15 protein-coding genes are annotated in these 16,385 nt (G+C 36.0%); 14 read left to right on the plus strand and 1 reads right to left on the minus strand.

Annotation, left to right across the window (positions count from 1 at the left end; genetic code table 11):
• Positions 1 to 35: 35 nt before the first annotated feature.
• Positions 36 to 638: an HD domain-containing phosphohydrolase gene (locus KH364_RS00645; protein WP_004693025.1), complete on the minus strand. Its 603-nt coding sequence runs from the start codon at positions 636 to 638 to the stop codon at positions 36 to 38.
• A gap of 948 nt (positions 639 to 1,586) precedes the next feature.
• On the opposite strand from KH364_RS00645, the gene KH364_RS00650 reads away from it, so the two are divergent.
• From KH364_RS00650 to ftsX, 14 genes are all read left to right on the plus strand, one after another.
• The gene (locus KH364_RS00650) at positions 1,587 to 2,393 is read left to right on the plus strand and encodes a basic amino acid ABC transporter substrate-binding protein (RefSeq protein ID WP_273297954.1); all 807 of its coding nucleotides are present in this window, start codon (positions 1,587 to 1,589) and stop codon (positions 2,391 to 2,393) included.
• Between the two features lie 11 nt (positions 2,394 to 2,404).
• Complete coding sequence (locus tag KH364_RS00655; protein WP_009351786.1) at positions 2,405 to 3,061, plus strand: amino acid ABC transporter permease; 657 nt, start codon at positions 2,405 to 2,407, stop codon at positions 3,059 to 3,061.
• Positions 3,058 to 3,783, plus strand: coding sequence for an amino acid ABC transporter ATP-binding protein (locus KH364_RS00660; RefSeq protein ID WP_009351795.1), 726 nt, complete (start codon positions 3,058 to 3,060; stop codon positions 3,781 to 3,783). The genes KH364_RS00655 and KH364_RS00660 overlap by 4 nt, the downstream gene beginning before the upstream one ends.
• 519 nt (positions 3,784 to 4,302) lie before the next feature.
• Positions 4,303 to 4,500: a cold shock domain-containing protein gene (locus tag KH364_RS00665; RefSeq protein ID WP_005386847.1), complete on the plus strand. Its 198-nt coding sequence runs from the start codon at positions 4,303 to 4,305 to the stop codon at positions 4,498 to 4,500.
• 243 nt (positions 4,501 to 4,743) lie between these two features.
• Positions 4,744 to 5,271, plus strand: a complete 528-nt coding sequence (gene raiA, locus KH364_RS00670) for a ribosome-associated translation inhibitor RaiA (RefSeq protein WP_009351802.1) — start codon at positions 4,744 to 4,746, stop codon at positions 5,269 to 5,271.
• A gap of 216 nt (positions 5,272 to 5,487) precedes the next feature.
• Positions 5,488 to 7,923, plus strand: coding sequence for a preprotein translocase subunit SecA (gene secA / locus KH364_RS00675; RefSeq protein WP_273297955.1), 2,436 nt, complete (start codon positions 5,488 to 5,490; stop codon positions 7,921 to 7,923).
• A gap of 120 nt (positions 7,924 to 8,043) precedes the next feature.
• Positions 8,044 to 9,151 (plus strand): peptide chain release factor 2 gene (gene prfB / locus KH364_RS00680; protein WP_233187879.1). Its coding sequence is split into 2 segments (ribosomal slippage): positions 8,044 to 8,100 and positions 8,102 to 9,151, totalling 1,107 coding nucleotides; the frame shifts between segments, so codons are not numbered across the junction.
• 9 nt (positions 9,152 to 9,160) lie between these two features.
• Positions 9,161 to 9,856, plus strand: coding sequence for a DUF2993 domain-containing protein (locus tag KH364_RS00685; protein ID WP_009351794.1), 696 nt, complete (start codon positions 9,161 to 9,163; stop codon positions 9,854 to 9,856).
• 12 nt (positions 9,857 to 9,868) lie between these two features.
• On the plus strand, positions 9,869 to 11,911 hold the full coding sequence (locus KH364_RS00690) for a DUF5693 family protein (RefSeq protein ID WP_273297956.1): 2,043 nt from the start codon (positions 9,869 to 9,871) through the stop codon (positions 11,909 to 11,911).
• On the plus strand, positions 11,904 to 13,004 hold the full coding sequence (gene csaB, locus KH364_RS00695; RefSeq protein WP_273297957.1) for a polysaccharide pyruvyl transferase CsaB: 1,101 nt from the start codon (positions 11,904 to 11,906) through the stop codon (positions 13,002 to 13,004). Before KH364_RS00690 ends, csaB begins: the two co-directional genes overlap by 8 nt.
• Before the next feature lie 33 nt (positions 13,005 to 13,037).
• On the plus strand, positions 13,038 to 13,874 hold the full coding sequence (locus KH364_RS00700) for a transketolase (RefSeq protein ID WP_273297958.1): 837 nt from the start codon (positions 13,038 to 13,040) through the stop codon (positions 13,872 to 13,874).
• Positions 13,874 to 14,806 (plus strand): transketolase family protein, encoded by a 933-nt coding sequence (locus tag KH364_RS00705; protein ID WP_273297959.1) that lies wholly within the window; start codon positions 13,874 to 13,876, stop codon positions 14,804 to 14,806. Before KH364_RS00700 ends, KH364_RS00705 begins: the two co-directional genes overlap by 1 nt.
• A gap of 14 nt (positions 14,807 to 14,820) precedes the next feature.
• The gene (gene ftsE / locus KH364_RS00710) at positions 14,821 to 15,507 is read left to right on the plus strand and encodes a cell division ATP-binding protein FtsE (RefSeq protein WP_273297960.1); all 687 of its coding nucleotides are present in this window, start codon (positions 14,821 to 14,823) and stop codon (positions 15,505 to 15,507) included.
• The gene (ftsX, locus tag KH364_RS00715) at positions 15,497 to 16,384 is read left to right on the plus strand and encodes a permease-like cell division protein FtsX (protein WP_009351799.1); all 888 of its coding nucleotides are present in this window, start codon (positions 15,497 to 15,499) and stop codon (positions 16,382 to 16,384) included. The genes ftsE and ftsX overlap by 11 nt, the downstream gene beginning before the upstream one ends.
• Position 16,385 lies beyond the last annotated feature (1 nt).

A 16,385-nucleotide genomic window follows, 5' to 3' on the forward strand; every position in this document is an offset into this window, starting at 1 on the left:
AGCGTCCACCTTATGGTGAACGCTTAGTAAGTCTATTAGCCAAGAACATCAATAAAAGCTTTTACTACATCTGGATCGAAAAGGGAACCGGATGCACTGAAGAGTTCTTCTTTTGCTTTAGCTTTAGTTTTTGCCCAAAACTCGGTAGAAGGATTCACTGTTGTATCATAGTAATCGGCAACAGCAATAATTCGAGCTCCTAATGGAATGTTAGCACCTCGTAGATGTTTTGGATAACCAGAGCCATCCCATTTTTCGTGGTGGTAACGAATATAAGGCAAGATTTGTTGGCAGCAAGGGTAGTTTTCGATCATATTGGCGCCACTTGCAGCATGTTGCTTATACTTGGACATTTCTTGCTTATTTAGATATGGAGATTTTTGAATTAATGCATTAGGTACCATTAATAGCCCTACATCATGAAGTAAAGCTGCGTGACGAATTTGTTCAATTTCATTTAATGGTAAGCCCATTTTAGCAGCAATACTAACTGCATAGTTTGAAACTTGGATAGAATGAGTATAGAGATGATAGCTTTTCATTTGTATCATCTGCAAAAGCTGAGCGCTTATTGCTTCTAAACTGTCCTTTTCCAGTTCATACAACCCAGATGGTTGCATCAATGATAACATAAACATAATAAACCCCTCTAACTAACGTACAGAACATTTGGTACAACCCCTCGTACTTATGTTCATATCGTACAACTTTAGGCCGTTCTAATTTAACAGTATACAAATTATACACCATAAATTATGTTTTGTGTATGACACGTATGTTCTTGCATACATGTTGTATTCATATTTGGCATACTAAAATGAATTGACTTTTTGAGAATACACTAGATATAGTACCTTGAAAAAATAATTTTAGAATTATTAAAATAATATGAAGAATTTTTTAGGTTTTCTATTCCAATTTTCTATACATCAAGAAATAGGGGTTGCAAAAAATATTCTCATTGGTCTGAGAACTCATCGTTATTATGTTTGGCTTTTGATTTATACCATCTATTTTCATTACTAGATTTGTTATTATACTATTGTAGGTTTATATATTATATACTATATGCTACCTATATAATTATCTTTTACCTAGACATGAATACTCTTATTCTTTATAATACGTCTATACGGGTCTGTGGTTGAAAGTCGATGCCAGTCGCAGGCAAAACGATCCACATAAGCAGTCTAAGCGACTGTGAGCATGGTGCGGCTTAGGTGTAAGTCCTGCCGGTTAAACCGAGAGGGGTAGTAGTGGGGAGTCTCAGACTTATGAGCGAACCCTCCAGCAGGCGAGTGTGGGGGCAAAGACCAGGTCAGCCGTATACGGGCACATGAGGCTTTTCTCATGTGCTTTTTTCTTTTTATACATTTGTATATTCAAGAATCTATAGAAATCCACTACCTATGGGAAAGTTTCTATACATGGCTGTAATATTTATACATTACATGTATAAAATAAAAATATAGATATAGGAATTTTGCGATATTTTGGAATTTTTTATACAAATTTATTGACATAATTATACTAACTATATATACTGTTATAAAGTAGTAGTAAGTTAGAATGATGAGGTTCATAATATGATAAATAGCAAGTTGAAAAAATTAATTGTTGGCAGTTGTATGTTAGTTATGGCAGGTTCTTTAGTTGGTGGTTGTGGTTCTTCTAGTCAAACAACATCTAATAAACTTGTAGTAGGTACTAATGCAACATTTGTTCCATTTGAATTTAAGGATGAAAAAACTCAAGACTATACAGGTTTTGACATTGAATTAATCCGCGCTATTGGTAAACGTATTAATAAAGATGTAGAGCTTAAAAATATAGCTTTTGATGCTTTGATTCCAGCTTTGAATACTCGTGATATCGATGTTGCTGCATCTGGTATGACTATTACAAAAGCTAGAAGTGAAAAGGTATTATTCTCTTCTCCTTATTATGAAAATGCATTAGCAGTAGTTTATAAAGATGGTACAGCTGTGAACTCTCTAGATGATTTGAAAGGTAAAAAAATTGCCGCTCAATTGGGGACTACTGGAGCAGATCTTGCACATAAAATTGAAGGTACTGCAGTAAAAGAATTTGACCATAGTAATGAAGCTTTGTTAGAATTACAAAATGGTGGTGTTGATGCAACTGTAATTGATTTACCTGTTGCACAGTATTACAGCACTAAGCATCCTGACCAACACATCAAATTTATGGCATATCCAAATACAAAAGAATATTTGGGCTTAGCAATGAATAAAGATAATAAAGCGTTGCAAGAACAAATTAATAAAGCAATTGCCGATATGAAGGCAGACGGTGAATTTAATACATTATATAAAAAATGGTTCAATGTAGATGCACCTGCTGATATGCCAGTGGTTTTAGAATTTAAATAATAGGAGAGATTATGAGTTTTAATTGGGGGTTAATTGCGGATAATTTGCCGCTTTTATTACAAGGTGCACTTGTGACCGTAGAAATTACAGCTATGTCTGTAGGCTGTGGTTTCTTTATCGGTTTGTTAGTATCTTTAGCTAATTTATCTAAATTTAGTTTAGTTAGATTACTAGCCAAATGTTATGTAGATATCATTCGTGGTACACCACTTTTGGTACAAATTTTCTTGATTTATTTTGCTTTACCAATGATTACAGGTCAACGTATCGATCCGTTTATTGCAGCTGTTACGGCATGTAGTATTAACTCTGGTGCATATGTGTCTGAAATTTTCCGTGCTGGTATTCAGTCTATTGATAAAGGTCAAATGGAGGCTGGTAGATCTCTTGGTTTAACTTGGGGTCAAACAATGCGTTATATTATTATGCCTCAAGCTTTCAAAGCAATTATTCCACCATTAGGTAATGAATTTATTGCCATGTTGAAAGATTCCTCTTTGGTTTCTGTTATCGGCTTCGAAGAGTTGACACGTCGTGGTCAATTAATTATTGCTAAAACCTATGCATCCTTTGAAATCTGGGGTACAGTTGCCGTTATTTATCTTATTATGACGGTGACAATCTCACAATTAGTTGGATATCTTGAAAGGAAATATAGCATTAAATGATTAAATTAGAAAATGTACATAAATCCTTTGGTAAAAATGAAGTACTAAAAGGTATCAACCTACATATTAAACAAGGTCAAGTAGTTGTAATTATTGGGCCATCTGGTTCTGGTAAAAGTACTGTACTACGTACTATGAATTATTTAGAAGAACCTACATCTGGTAAGGTTATCGTTGATGGCATGGATCTATCTGATAAGAAAAAATTAAATGAAGTACGTGCTGAAGTGGGTATGGTTTTCCAAAACTTTAATTTATTTCCACATATGACCGTGATGGACAACTTAACATTGGCACAAACTAAGGTTCGTAAAACATCTACTGATGAGGCTAAAAAAATTGGTCAAGCTTTACTTGATCGAGTTGGATTAGGTGATAAAGCTAATGCATATCCTGATTCTTTATCTGGCGGTCAAAAGCAGCGTGTTGCTATTGCTCGTGCTTTGGCTATGAAACCTAAAGTAATGCTATTTGATGAACCAACATCTGCTCTTGATCCTGAAATGGTTAGTGAAGTTCTGGATGTAATGAAGTCTCTTGCAGAAGATGGCATGACGATGGTTATTGTTACTCATGAAATGGGCTTTGCCAAAAAAGTAGCGGATAGAGTGTTATTTGTTGATGGTGGTTTGATCTTAGAAGATGATACACCAGAACGTGTATTTGACTCACCAACAAATGAAAGAACAAAATCTTTCTTGGATAAAATTCTATTAGATTAATTTATAAAATTATAGGAAGTAAACTCTAGAAATAGAGCTTGCTTCCTATTTTTTTATATTTTTAAAGTGAACTTTTTTTGTTCATATTAAATTTCATAATATATGTATTGCTATATATCTATTAATATATTTTATAGCACGGTGTGAAATGAATTGACTATTAAGAATATGTATAAGGTTTTCGCACAAATATTAATCTAAAAAATGCGATTATGGCTATAAATATTTGTGATATAACAATAATTTATACAGCCTTTTTGTGAAGTGATAATTTTTAATTCATATATTATTATGATTATAAAATTATGTTATAAATTTATAGGTTGTTCGTAATTATTTATAATACTGATAAATAAAGGGTTTTTTGATGGTTAGGAGAGACGTATTCTCAAGTATTAATATTTGTATATTCATTAAAAATGTTGATATTATTGTTTGATATTTTATACATGCTGTGTTATGATACAGATATAGAGCAAGACAGTAAGACAATAAATATATTTTTAGGAGGAAATTACCATGTTAGGTAAAGTAAAATGGTTCAGCGCAGAAAAAGGTTATGGTTTTATCGAACGTGAAGACGGTAGCGATGTATTCGTACACTACTCTGCGATCCAAGACGAAGGCTTCAAATCTTTGACAGAAGGTCAAAATGTTGAATTTGATATCGTTGATGGTAACCGTGGACCTCAAGCTGCTAACGTTGTTAAAGCGTAATCACATACAAAATTATTCATAATAACAACATATAACAAAACCTCGACATAGTATTATGTCGGGGTTTTTGATTTTTTGTGGTAAAAAAATATACATATTTCTATAAAAAAATATAAAATTTTTATAGAAAAAAGAGGAGTTTTATAGGTAGATGTAGAAATACTAAATATAACACGAGAGATAAGGTTACATGATACCACACACTCGTATCTCGTGGATGATTTTTAGAAAGGGTGTTGACTTATGAAAGTAGCAATCAGAGGAAAAAACATTGAAGTGACAGATGCTTTAAGAGCATACATCGAGAAAAGATTGAGCAAATTAACTCGTTACTTCGATGATGAGTTAGATGCACAAGCGGTTCTATCCGTTGTTAAAGATAAGTCCACAATTGAGCTTACATGCTTCGTTGATAAAATTGTTCTTCGTGGTGTAGAAACTAACGATGATATGTATGCTGCTATTGATTTAGTAATAGATAAAATCGTTCGCCAAATTCATAAACATAAAACTCGTTTAGCTAAACGTTTCAAAAAACAAGAAGCGTTCCATCCAGAAGTGTTGGCAGCTCCTGTGGAAGAAGAAACTATCGAAGTTGTAAAACGCAAACACTTTGCAGTACGCCCAATGGATGTAGAAGAAGCAATCTTGCAAATGAATCTTATTGGTCATGACTTCTTTATGTTCTTCAATGCTGAAACTGAAGCAATGAACGTTGTATATCGTAGACATGATGGTTTCTATGGTTTAATTGAACCAGAACTTCAATAACCTATAATGTCGGCTGAACTTAATCCTAACTCCTTTCTACTTTTAATCAGCCGATTATTATACTAAGGTGGATGACCGTTTTGAGTCATCCACCTTTTTTGTAAAAAATACTATAAATAATCGTGAAATGCCTTGAATTCTTTGACTATTCAAGGCTTTTTCGTTATAATAAATTAGATAAAATAATGTAAGATGTCCTGTAGAGGAGTGATTTGTTTGTTAGGCTTTTTACAAAGGCTATTAGGCAATAACAACGCTAAAGAAATCAAAAAAATGCGTGCTATTGCTGATCATATTAATGAAATTGAACCAAACTATGTTAAATTAAGTGATGCTAACTTAGTGGCTAAAACCGATGAGTTTAAACGTCGTTTGCAAAAAGGGGAAACGTTGGACGACCTATTGCCAGAAGCATTTGCTGTAGTTCGTGAAGCATCTAAACGCGTATTGGGTATGCGTCATTTTGACGTACAGTTAATGGGTGGTATTTGCCTGCATAATGGTAATATTGCTGAAATGCGTACTGGTGAAGGTAAAACATTAGTTGCTACATTGCCAGTATATCTTAATGCGTTGACAGGTAAGGGCGTGCACGTAGTTACAGTAAATGATTATTTGGCTACTCGTGACAGCGAGCAAATGGGTCGTTTATATAATTTCTTAGGTCTTTCCACAGGTCTTATTGTAGCTAATCTCGACTTTAACCAACGTAGAGAAGCATATGCATGTGATATTACATATGGTACAAATAACGAGTTTGGCTTTGACTATTTGCGCGATAACATGGTTACTGATGTACTTCAAATGGTACAACGTCCACTAAATTATGCTATTGTCGATGAAGTTGACTCTATCTTGATCGATGAAGCAAGAACTCCGTTAATTATTTCTGGTCCTGGTCAACGTTCCACAGATAATTATTATAAACTTGCTAAAATTGTTCCTCATCTTGTAAGAGATGAAGACTATATCATCGATGAGAAACAAAAAACTATTGCGCCTACAGATTCTGGTATCGAAAAGGTAGAGAAAATGCTTGGCGTTGAAAACTTATATGATGCTGAAAATATCGAGTTGAATCATTTGCTTGGTGCTTCTTTACGTGCCTATGCAATGATGCACCGCGATACTGATTACGTAGTTAAAGACGGTGAAGTTGTTATCGTCGATGAATTTACAGGTCGTTTAATGTTTGGTCGTCGTTATTCTGATGGCTTACATCAAGCTATTGAGGCTAAAGAAGGCTTGAAAGTTGAACGTGAAAGCCAAACTTTGGCATCTGTTACATTCCAAAACTACTTCCGTATGTATGAAAAATTAGCTGGTATGACTGGTACAGCTAAAACAGAGGAAAAAGAGTTTATCGACATCTATGGTTTAGAAGTAATTCCAATTCCTCCAAATAAACCATTAATTCGTACAGATTTACCGGATCAAATTTTCAAAACTAAAGCTGCTAAATATCGTGCAGTAGTTCGTAATGCTGTAGAACGCCATAAAGTAGGTCAGCCGCTTTTAATCGGTACTACATCTATCACACAATCTGAAGAACTTTCAGACATGTTGTTACGTGCCGGAGTTCCTCATAGTGTATTGAATGCTAAACACCATGAAAAAGAGGCTGAAATCGTTGCTAATGCTGGCCAAATGGGCATGGTAACTATTGCTACAAACATGGCTGGTCGTGGTACAGATATTACCCTTGGTGAAGGTGTGCCTGAATTAGGTGGTTTAGCTATTTTGGGTACGGAACGTCATGAAAGCCGTCGTATTGATAATCAGTTACGCGGTCGTTCTGGGCGTCAAGGTGACCCTGGTTCTTCTCAATTCTTCTTATCCTTAGAAGACGATTTAATGCGTATCTTTGGTGCTGATAATATTACAGGCATTATGGATAAACTTGGTATGGAAGAGGATGAGCCTATTGAGCATTCTTTGATTACAAAATCTATTGAACGAGCTCAAAAGAAAGTTGAAGATCATAACTACAATATTCGTAAATATGTCCTCGAATATGATGATGTTATGAATCAACAACGTGAAGTGTTATATGAACAACGTCGTCGCATTTTGCGCAACGAATCTTTGCGTGAAACGATTAATGAAATGATTGATAAGCTTGTTACTGATTCTGTAGATGCTTATGCTGATGAAAAGCTCTATCCAGAAGAATGGGATTACGAAGGTCTCTACAAGCACTTGAGTCAATATTTCTTAACCGAAGAGATTATGACTCCTCAAGATATGGAGGAATATACTCGTCAAGAATTATTAGAACGATTATTGGAAATTGCTCATGAAGAGTACCAAGACCGCGTTAACATGCTTGGTGAGGCTATGTTTAGTCAACTTGAGAAGGCTATTATGTTGCGCGTTGTCGATAACAAATGGATGGAACATTTGGATAATATGGACATGTTGCGTGAAGGTATTGGCCTTCGTGCATATGGTCAAAAAAATCCATTGGTGGAATATAAATTTGAAGCCTTTGAGATGTTCCAAAACATGGTTGCAGCAATTCAAGATGAAACAATCATGGCGTTATACAAAATTCGTGCACAATTGATTCAAGAACTAGAAGAACCAGTTGATCACTTAGAAGGTGCACAATCCCATCATGAAGATGTGTTGGAGCCACAAAACGAAGACTAAGATTTGTGAATGGCACGTTGCTCAATGGGACTTCCAGTGGGCAACGGCCATTTTTCTATTTTATTAAGGTAATAGTTTATCAATATAATAGGCTAATAAGTTAAAGGTGGTGAGCATAAATTGTTAGAAGATTTAAAACCAATAATTTCTAATCTGGAAGAACGTATTTATGGAATGAGGGATTCACTTTAACATCGCTCAGAAAGAAGATCGAATTTTTACACTCGATGTACAGATGAGTGATCCTACATTTTGGGATAATCCAGATAAGGCTCGTGAGATTTCTCAAGAGGCTACACAACTTAAAAATGCTGTGGAAAGCTATAAGCAACTTGTTAGTGATATTGAAGATGCCAATGTAATGCTTGAAATGGCTATCGAAGAAGATGATAGTTCTATGGAGAGTGAAATTAAAGAATATGTAAAAGCCATAGAAGAAACTGTAGAAAAACAAGAGGTTCTCTTGTTATTAAGCGGTGAATATGATGCTAATAATGCAATTTTAACCTTCCATGCTGGTGCAGGTGGTACGGAAGCACAAGATTGGTGCTCCATGTTAATTCGTATGTACTTGCGTTGGGCTGAAAAATCTGGTTTTTCTATTGAACTCATGGATGAACAACCAGGTGATGAGGCTGGTACTAAATCTTCTACGTTCCTTATTAAGGGCGAAAATGCTTTTGGTTATTTAAAATCTGAAAAAGGTGTTCATCGTTTAGTTCGTATTTCTCCATTTGACGCTGCTGCACGTCGACATACTTCTTTTGCTGCTGTCGATGTAATGCCAGAAATTGATGATACTGTTGAAATCAATATCGATATGAAGGATGTACAGGTAGATACTTATCGTGCCAGTGGTGCCGGTGGTCAGCACATCAATAAAACTGATTCTGCCGTACGTATGACACATAAACCGACAGGCATTGTTGTACAATGTCAAACACAACGATCTCAAATGCAAAATAGAGAACAAGCATTGCGCTTATTACGTGCTAAATTATTTGAATTAGAGCTTGAAAAACAAGCTGAGATTAAAGAACAAATTGGTGGTACATACCAGGCCATAGAGTGGGGCAGTCAAATTCGTTCTTATGTATTCCATCCTTATAATCTTGTTAAAGATCATCGTACTAATGTTGAAACAGGTAATGTTCAAGCTGTCATGGATGGTAATCTTGATCAATTTATTGAAGGTTTCTTGAAGAAAGAAGCGAACTTAACAATTTAGGAGATAATTATGAAAAAATTTTTGCTATTCCTATTAGTGTTGATTATTGCATTAGCTGCAGCAACACAATTCTTATTACCTTCTTATATTAGTTCCCGTATTGAAAAGCAATTAAATGATTCTTTAAAACCATCAGCACAAAGTGTTAATGTTGAGTCTCAACCTGGATTCAAACTATTGTATGGTGAAGCTGACCATGTGTATGGCTCTTTAGATAATGTTAAGCTTGGTAAACTTAATTTTGCAACTTTCCAATATGATGCAAAACAGATTCTTGTTAATCCAATCTCCCTGTTAGCGAGTCAAGAAATTGATGTTGTTAGTGTAGGTAATGCTAGTATCGATGGTACTGTTACAAATTCTGATTTAGCTGCATTCTTGAGTACTCAAGCGGGCAGTGAAATTAAAGATGTTAATGTAACTATTGATAAAGACAATATTAGTTTAACAGGTCAAATGAATGTGGGAATGGTATTTAAAGGTGCCGTTAAATTGGATGGTAACTTAGAGTTGAATAATAATAAACTATTATTTTCACCTAAAAAATTCACCATTAATGGTGCTACAATTCCTGGTTTGACATCTAATGTGTTAGAAGATACAGAGATTTACGATTTCAATAATTTCCCTATTCCTGTAAAAGCAGATACTTTAACTACTGATAATGGCCAAATTCGCATTAAAGTTAAACCTATACTCAACTAGAAAGGATTTGCTGTGAATCATCGGAACACACATAAAAGTAAGTACTCATGGATTCTCATACTTTGTATTATTGTAGGGCTTTTATCTTCTTTATACTTGGTATTTGAACGCCATCAAATTGAAAAATCTCAAAATCATATTGAAAACATCGTTGATTATGACGCTGTTTTACGAGCAAATGCCTTTGAAAAGCGCACCCAACAAGAAGCGTTTGATGCACTTCGCAATGCAGGTGTAACAGCATTTGCTATTTATGACCGTACATTAGAAAAAGCTAAAGATGCAGGACAAGTTAAAGTCTTAACGTCTGAAGAGATGGATTCTGTTCGCGTTAATGGCGCATCTATTAAACATGGTGCCACATACGTAGGGCTTATCTCTGGTAAAGAAGGTTATTACAAAGAAATTCGTGAAGATTTATATCATCGCATTGGCAAGGATAAGGTTAAAGAACTTAATACAAGTATCGGCCCTGTTCTAGAGTTGTATGGTGCTACAGCAGATAGCTATGCAAAGATGAATCTTGGTATTTCTAAATTACAAGCTCAAGAAGTAGCTGATCGTGGCTTTAATGTTATTGTTCGACCTACAAACTATAGAAATGTTACATCTGAAGATCTTCAATATGTATTTAAACGTCTTGAAGGTATACCACATGTAACAGGTATGATTTTTGCAGGTAAAGAAGCTCTTGGTGCGCCAAACTTAACTGATGAAACATTAGAGTTACTTCACAAAAATCATATTCCATTAGTAGGTATCGAAGCAGTTAACCAACTACAATATGAGCCTCAACAAGGTTTCTTAGAAATGGCTGCTAAGGATGAATATAGTGTAGGGCGTGTCTATACAATCGCTAAAGATGAATTAAAGAAAATTACACCTGAAGAAGCAGCTCAACGTTTTTATATTAGTGATATTGAACGTAATATTCGTTTCAACTTGTTCCCTATGTATGAAACAGGCGTCAACAATGAAACTGTATTACAAACAACCATAAACTATATTGGTATGGCTACGGAAAAACTTGCTGCTAAAGGCTATGAATTTGGTCCTGCAGATATTTATCCACCGTATACGCCAAATCCATTGTTAGTAGTTCTTACCATGACTGGTGCTATTGCACTCTTTGTATATGTTGTTCAAATGCTAATTCCAATGCCTAAACATACACAATTGGTTGCATTCTTTGGTATTTCCTTAGTGTCTATCGTTGTATTTATCGTTACAAGTGGTACTTTAATCACTCAAATTTGGGCTTTATCTAGTGCTGTTATGGCTCCAGTGGGGGCTATGATACGCCTGATGGAAGAGTGGCGTCGTTATGACAGTGCACGTCCTTTAGGCGCTACTAAGTCTACAGTGCTTGCTTTATTCTATCTCGTAATTGCAGCTTTATTTGCTGCAATTGGAGGCATGTATATTGCATCCTTACTTGGTAATACGAAATTCTTTATGGAATTTGCTATCTTTAGAGGTGTTAAATTAACATTTGTATTACCAGTTATTCTCGTTATGATTGCCTATTTACAACGATTCCCATTGTGGAAGGGGCGCATGATTAACTCTAAAGAAGAAGCGAAGAAGTTCGTAGTAGAATTCCTAACAATGGATGTTAAATTCTATGTATTCTTCGTAGTAGCTGCTCTTGGTGCAGTAGCATGGGTATTTGTTGGTCGCAGTGGTCATACTGCAGGTGTTCCAGTGCCTACTTCTGAACTTATGCTTCGTCGTTTCCTTGAGAATACGATGTATGCAAGACCTCGCGAAAAAGAATTTATTATTGGTCATCCTGCATTAATGCTTGCTACTTTTGCATTCTTACGCAAATGGCCTTCAGTGATTCATTTCTTATTAACTCTAGCTGGTGTTATCGGTATTGCTTCTATGGTAGAAACGTTCTGCCATCTTAGAACGCCTGTATTCATGTCTATCATGCGTGGTTATGATGGATTATTGATTGGTGCTCTTTTAGGCTTGCTTCTTATCATTGCAGTACGTTTTATGATGTATGCAACACAATGGTTCCAAGCTAGGGAGGTAGACCATGAGTAATATCGTGATCTCTGGTTATTATGGCTTTGGTAATGCTGGTGATGAGGCTATGCTTTGCGCCATTATCGATGCTATTCGTAAAGAAGAGGCCGACGCTCATATTACTGTAATTTCTGGTAATCCTAAAGAGACTAGTAAAAAACACAATATCAATGCAGTTGGTACATTTTCTGCATTCGGTATTTTAAAGGCTATTGCTAATTCTGATCTTGTCATCAGTGGTGGTGGTAGCCTATTACAAGATGCTACTAGTATTCGAAATACTTACTATTATTTAAGTATTATGTCGTTAGCTAAAATGATGGGGAAAAAGGTTATGCTTTATTCCCAAGGGATTGGACCTTTGAATCGACCATCTACTCGCCGAGCTGTAGGTTTTGTATTGCGCTTTGTAGATACAATTACAGTGCGAGACTCTATTTCTAAAGAGGAATTAGAATCTTTAGGCATTGAGGATGTAGAGGTTACTGCAGATGCTGTACTGGCAATGCAACCAGCTGATTTATCTATTGGGGCTCATATTCTTGAAGGGTATACTTCTAAGCTTTCAGAATCAATTGAACAACCTAAGAAGATAGGTGTTGCTGTTCGTAGTTGGAAAGAGGATACCGAATACCGTGAGGCCTTAGCCAATGTATTGAGTCGCTTACAAGAACAAGATAATGTGGAAATTGTCTTTATTCCTATGTCTCATCCTGAGGATACAAAAGAAGCTAAGATTATTGCTAGTTATATGCCGAAGGGTGCTATTGTATTGGAGGGACCATTCTCTACGGAGGAACAAGTATCCCTATCCGGTAATGTAGACTTAATGATCGGTATAAGACTACATGCCTTAGTCTTTAGTTCCTTAATGGGGAAACCTGTTATTGGCATTTCTTACGATCCTAAAATCACAAGTTTCTTACACATGATTGGGCAAGAACCTATTGGCACAATGACTCATTTACGTGAAGAAGCTTTATATCAACGGTGTCATAAACTATTGAGTTCTCGCGAAGAATATCAATCCTCTTATGACCGCATTGAAACATTGCGCGTAGATTCTCAACGCAATGCAGAAATTGCTATTTCATTACTTAAGAATTATTAATATATTGGATCCTATCCAGAAAGAGAGGTCTCTATGGCTACATTAACACAAGATGTTAAACAATTAGTTCAAGAGAAGGCAAAAGCTATTCGCGTTAGTATTGTACAGTCTGTGACGGCTGCGAAATCCGGTCACCCAGGTGGTTCACTATCTATCGCCGATGTGATGGCCTTGTTGTACTATGTAGAAATGAATGTAGATCCAGCAAATCCAAAGGATCCTAATAGAGATCGTTTCGTTCTTTCTAAAGGTCATGCAGCACCTGCATTATATGCTACATTGGCAGAAAAAGGTTATTTCTCTAAAGAAGAACTTTTAAACTTGCGTAAAATTAACCAAATGTTACAAGGTCATCCTGATATGAAACATACACCAGGTGTAGATATGTCTACTGGTTCTTTGGGTCAAGGTATCTCTGCGGCTTGCGGTATGGCCTTGGCTGGTAAAATTGATAATGCTGACTATCGTGTATATTCCATTCTTGGTGATGGCGAGCTTGAAGAAGGTCAAGTTTGGGAAGCAGCTATGTTTGCTGGCCATTACAAACTCAATAATTTAACTGCTTTTGTTGATTTCAACGGTTTGCAAATTGATGGGGATATTACAAAAGTACTTTCTCCATTGCCAATCCCAGAAAAGTTTAAAGCTTTTAATTGGAATGTTATTGAAGTAAATGGTCACGATCTTGATGAACTTCATAATGCTATTGAATCTGCAAAAGCTTTCACAGAAGGCCCAACATGTATTGTAATGCATACTGTAAAAGGTAAAGGCGTTGAAGAAATGGAAGGTCAAGCTGGTTGGCATGGTAAAGCACCAAGCGAAGAACAAGGTGTAGCCTTTGTTAATGAGATTATGGGGGTACAATAATGGGTAAAGCAACACGTGAAGCATATGGTAATGCGCTAGCTCGCATTGGTAAAGAAAATACAAATATTATTGTTTTAGATGCAGATTTATCTAAATCTACTAAAACAGATACTTTTAAAGGTGCATGCCCAGAGCGCTTCTTTAACGTAGGTATTGCAGAGCAAAATTTAATTTCTGTTGGTGCCGGTCTTGCAGCAGCAGGTAAGATTCCATTTGTTTCTTCCTTCTCTATGTTTGCTACAGGTCGTGCTTTTGAACAAATTCGCAATGCTGTATGTTATCCAAAATTAAATGTAAAAGTATGTGCTACACATGCGGGTATTACAGTAGGTGAAGATGGTGCTACACATCAAAGTTTGGAAGATATTTCCTGTATGCGTACATTGCCTAATATGACAGTCGTAGTTCCTGCAGATGAGCGCGAAACAGAGGCTGTTATTGACTGGGCTGCATCTTATGAAGGCCCTGTATATGTACGTCTTGGTCGTGCAGGTGTAGATGATGTTACTGCAGAAGGTTATACATTTGTACCAGGCAAATCTACCACATTAGTAGAGGGCTCTGATGTTACAATCATCGCTTGTGGTGCGTTGGTTGGACCTGCTGTAGAAGCAGCAAAATTGTTAGGTGAGTCTAATGTATCTGCTCGTGTTATCAATATGGCATCTATTAAGCCTATCGATGCAGATGCAATTATTAAAGCAGCTGTTGAAACAGGTGCTATCGTTACCGCAGAAGAACATAATATCATTGGTGGTCTTGGTTCTGCTGTGTCTGAAGTTGTTGTGGCTAATAAGCCAGTTCCTATGGAGTTCGTTGGTGTCCGAGATACATTTGGGGAGAGTGGTACACCAAAAGAATTAATGGCTAAATATGGCTTAACAGCAAAAGACATTGTAGAAGCAGTAAAACGTGTAATCACTCGTAAATAATTTAAGGGGCCCCCATGATTGAATTTAAGAATGTTAGTAAAGTCTATGATAATGGTTCTGTTGCATTAGACGATGTGTGTTTAACCATTAACGATGGTGAATTTGTCCTCGTTTGTGGTCACAGTGGTGCAGGGAAATCAACTCTATTTAAGTTGTTGACACATGAAGTTGTGCCAGAGACTGGTACAGTTATCGTTGATGACTTTGATGTTACGCGCATGAAGCGTAGCAAAATTCCTAAATTACGTAGAAAGCTAGGTGTTGTATTCCAAGATTTCCGTTTATTACCAAATAAAACGGTAGCTGAAAATATCGCCTTTGCTCTCGAAGTAATTGAAGAAAAACCAAAAATCATTAAAGAAAAGGTGAGTCATGTATTAGAGCTTGTTGGTTTAAGTGATAAGGCTAATGATTTACCAGAGGATCTATCTGGTGGTGAACAGCAGCGTGTGGCTATTGCTCGTGCTATTGTTAATCGCCCATCCGTACTCATTGCTGATGAGCCTACAGGCAACCTAGATCCTGATACAAGTAAGGATATTGTAGATTTGTTCAAGCATATCAACAATTTTGGCACTACCGTTATTATGGTTACCCATAATATGGATCTTGTTTCGTATTTAAATAAACGCGTTATTCGTTTAAAAGACGGCCGCGTTCAAAGTGACAATATGAGAGGTGCAGAAATTAATGAAGCCTAGAACGATAAAATACTATTTTAAAGAAGCTCTAAAATCTATGAAGCGTAATGGGCTTATGACCTTGGCGTCCATTTCTACAGTAGCTTTATCCTTATTTATGCTTGGTGTATTCCTTTGTGGTGTTATCAATTTGAATAATATGGCATCTAGCTTGGAAAACCAAGTACAGTTGAGCATTTACTTAAAAGACGGCTTAACAACAGAACAAATTATGTCTGTAGGTAAGCAAATTAAGGCTATACCTAATCTTAAAAAGCTTGAGTTTGTTAATAAAGAACAAGCTATGAAAGAGTTTAAAGAGCGTCTTGGTGATCAACAACAATTAGTTAATGCTTTAGGTGGTGTAAACCCATTACCTAATTCTTATGTATTAACTTTTGATAATCCTAGTGATGTAAAGGCAACTGCAAAGCTAGCTACGACCTTCCAAGGTGTAGAAAGTACGCATTATGGTCAAGATATTGTAGAAGAGCTCTTCCGCATTACTCAAGTTATTCGTATTGGTGGTATTGTATTGATTGCCTTTTTAGCAGCTGCTACATTATTTATTATTTCTAATACGATTCGGTTGACTGTATTTGCACGACGTAAAGAAATTGCAATCATGAAATATGTAGGTGCTACTAATGGCTTTATCCGTTGGCCGTTCTTGATTGAAGGCATGTTGTTAGGCTTAATTGGTGCTATCATTGCCGTTCTTTGCGTTGGTGAATTCTATCACTTTATTACTATGGAAGTATCTGAATCTTTAGCATTCTTCCCATTAGTACCAATGTTCCCATTCTTCTATGATGTGGCTATCTATATTTTAGGTGGTGGCATAGTAGTAGGTGCTATTGGTAGTACTATTTCTTTAAAACAATACATGAAGGTGTAAT

Source organism: Veillonella sp. oral taxon 158, from assembly GCF_018376515.1.
Classification (GTDB): Bacteria; Bacillota; Negativicutes; order Veillonellales; family Veillonellaceae; genus Veillonella; species Veillonella rogosae.

Excerpts from the sequence above, each read along its gene's own strand:
- KH364_RS00645 (WP_004693025.1), bottom strand. The coding sequence starts at position 638 with ATGTTTATGTTATCATTGATGCAACCATCTGGGTTGTATGAACTGGAA.
- KH364_RS00650 (WP_273297954.1), top strand. The coding sequence starts at position 1,587 with ATGATAAATAGCAAGTTGAAAAAATTAATTGTTGGCAGTTGTATGTTA.
- KH364_RS00655 (WP_009351786.1), top strand. The coding sequence starts at position 2,405 with ATGAGTTTTAATTGGGGGTTAATTGCGGATAATTTGCCGCTTTTATTA.
- KH364_RS00660 (WP_009351795.1), top strand. The coding sequence starts at position 3,058 with ATGATTAAATTAGAAAATGTACATAAATCCTTTGGTAAAAATGAAGTA.
- KH364_RS00665 (WP_005386847.1), top strand. The coding sequence starts at position 4,303 with ATGTTAGGTAAAGTAAAATGGTTCAGCGCAGAAAAAGGTTATGGTTTT.
- raiA (WP_009351802.1), top strand. The coding sequence starts at position 4,744 with ATGAAAGTAGCAATCAGAGGAAAAAACATTGAAGTGACAGATGCTTTA.
- KH364_RS00685 (WP_009351794.1), top strand. The coding sequence starts at position 9,161 with ATGAAAAAATTTTTGCTATTCCTATTAGTGTTGATTATTGCATTAGCT.
- csaB (WP_273297957.1), top strand. The coding sequence starts at position 11,904 with ATGAGTAATATCGTGATCTCTGGTTATTATGGCTTTGGTAATGCTGGT.
- KH364_RS00700 (WP_273297958.1), top strand. The coding sequence starts at position 13,038 with ATGGCTACATTAACACAAGATGTTAAACAATTAGTTCAAGAGAAGGCA.
- KH364_RS00705 (WP_273297959.1), top strand. The coding sequence starts at position 13,874 with ATGGGTAAAGCAACACGTGAAGCATATGGTAATGCGCTAGCTCGCATT.
- ftsE (WP_273297960.1), top strand. The coding sequence starts at position 14,821 with ATGATTGAATTTAAGAATGTTAGTAAAGTCTATGATAATGGTTCTGTT.
- ftsX (WP_009351799.1), top strand. The coding sequence starts at position 15,497 with ATGAAGCCTAGAACGATAAAATACTATTTTAAAGAAGCTCTAAAATCT.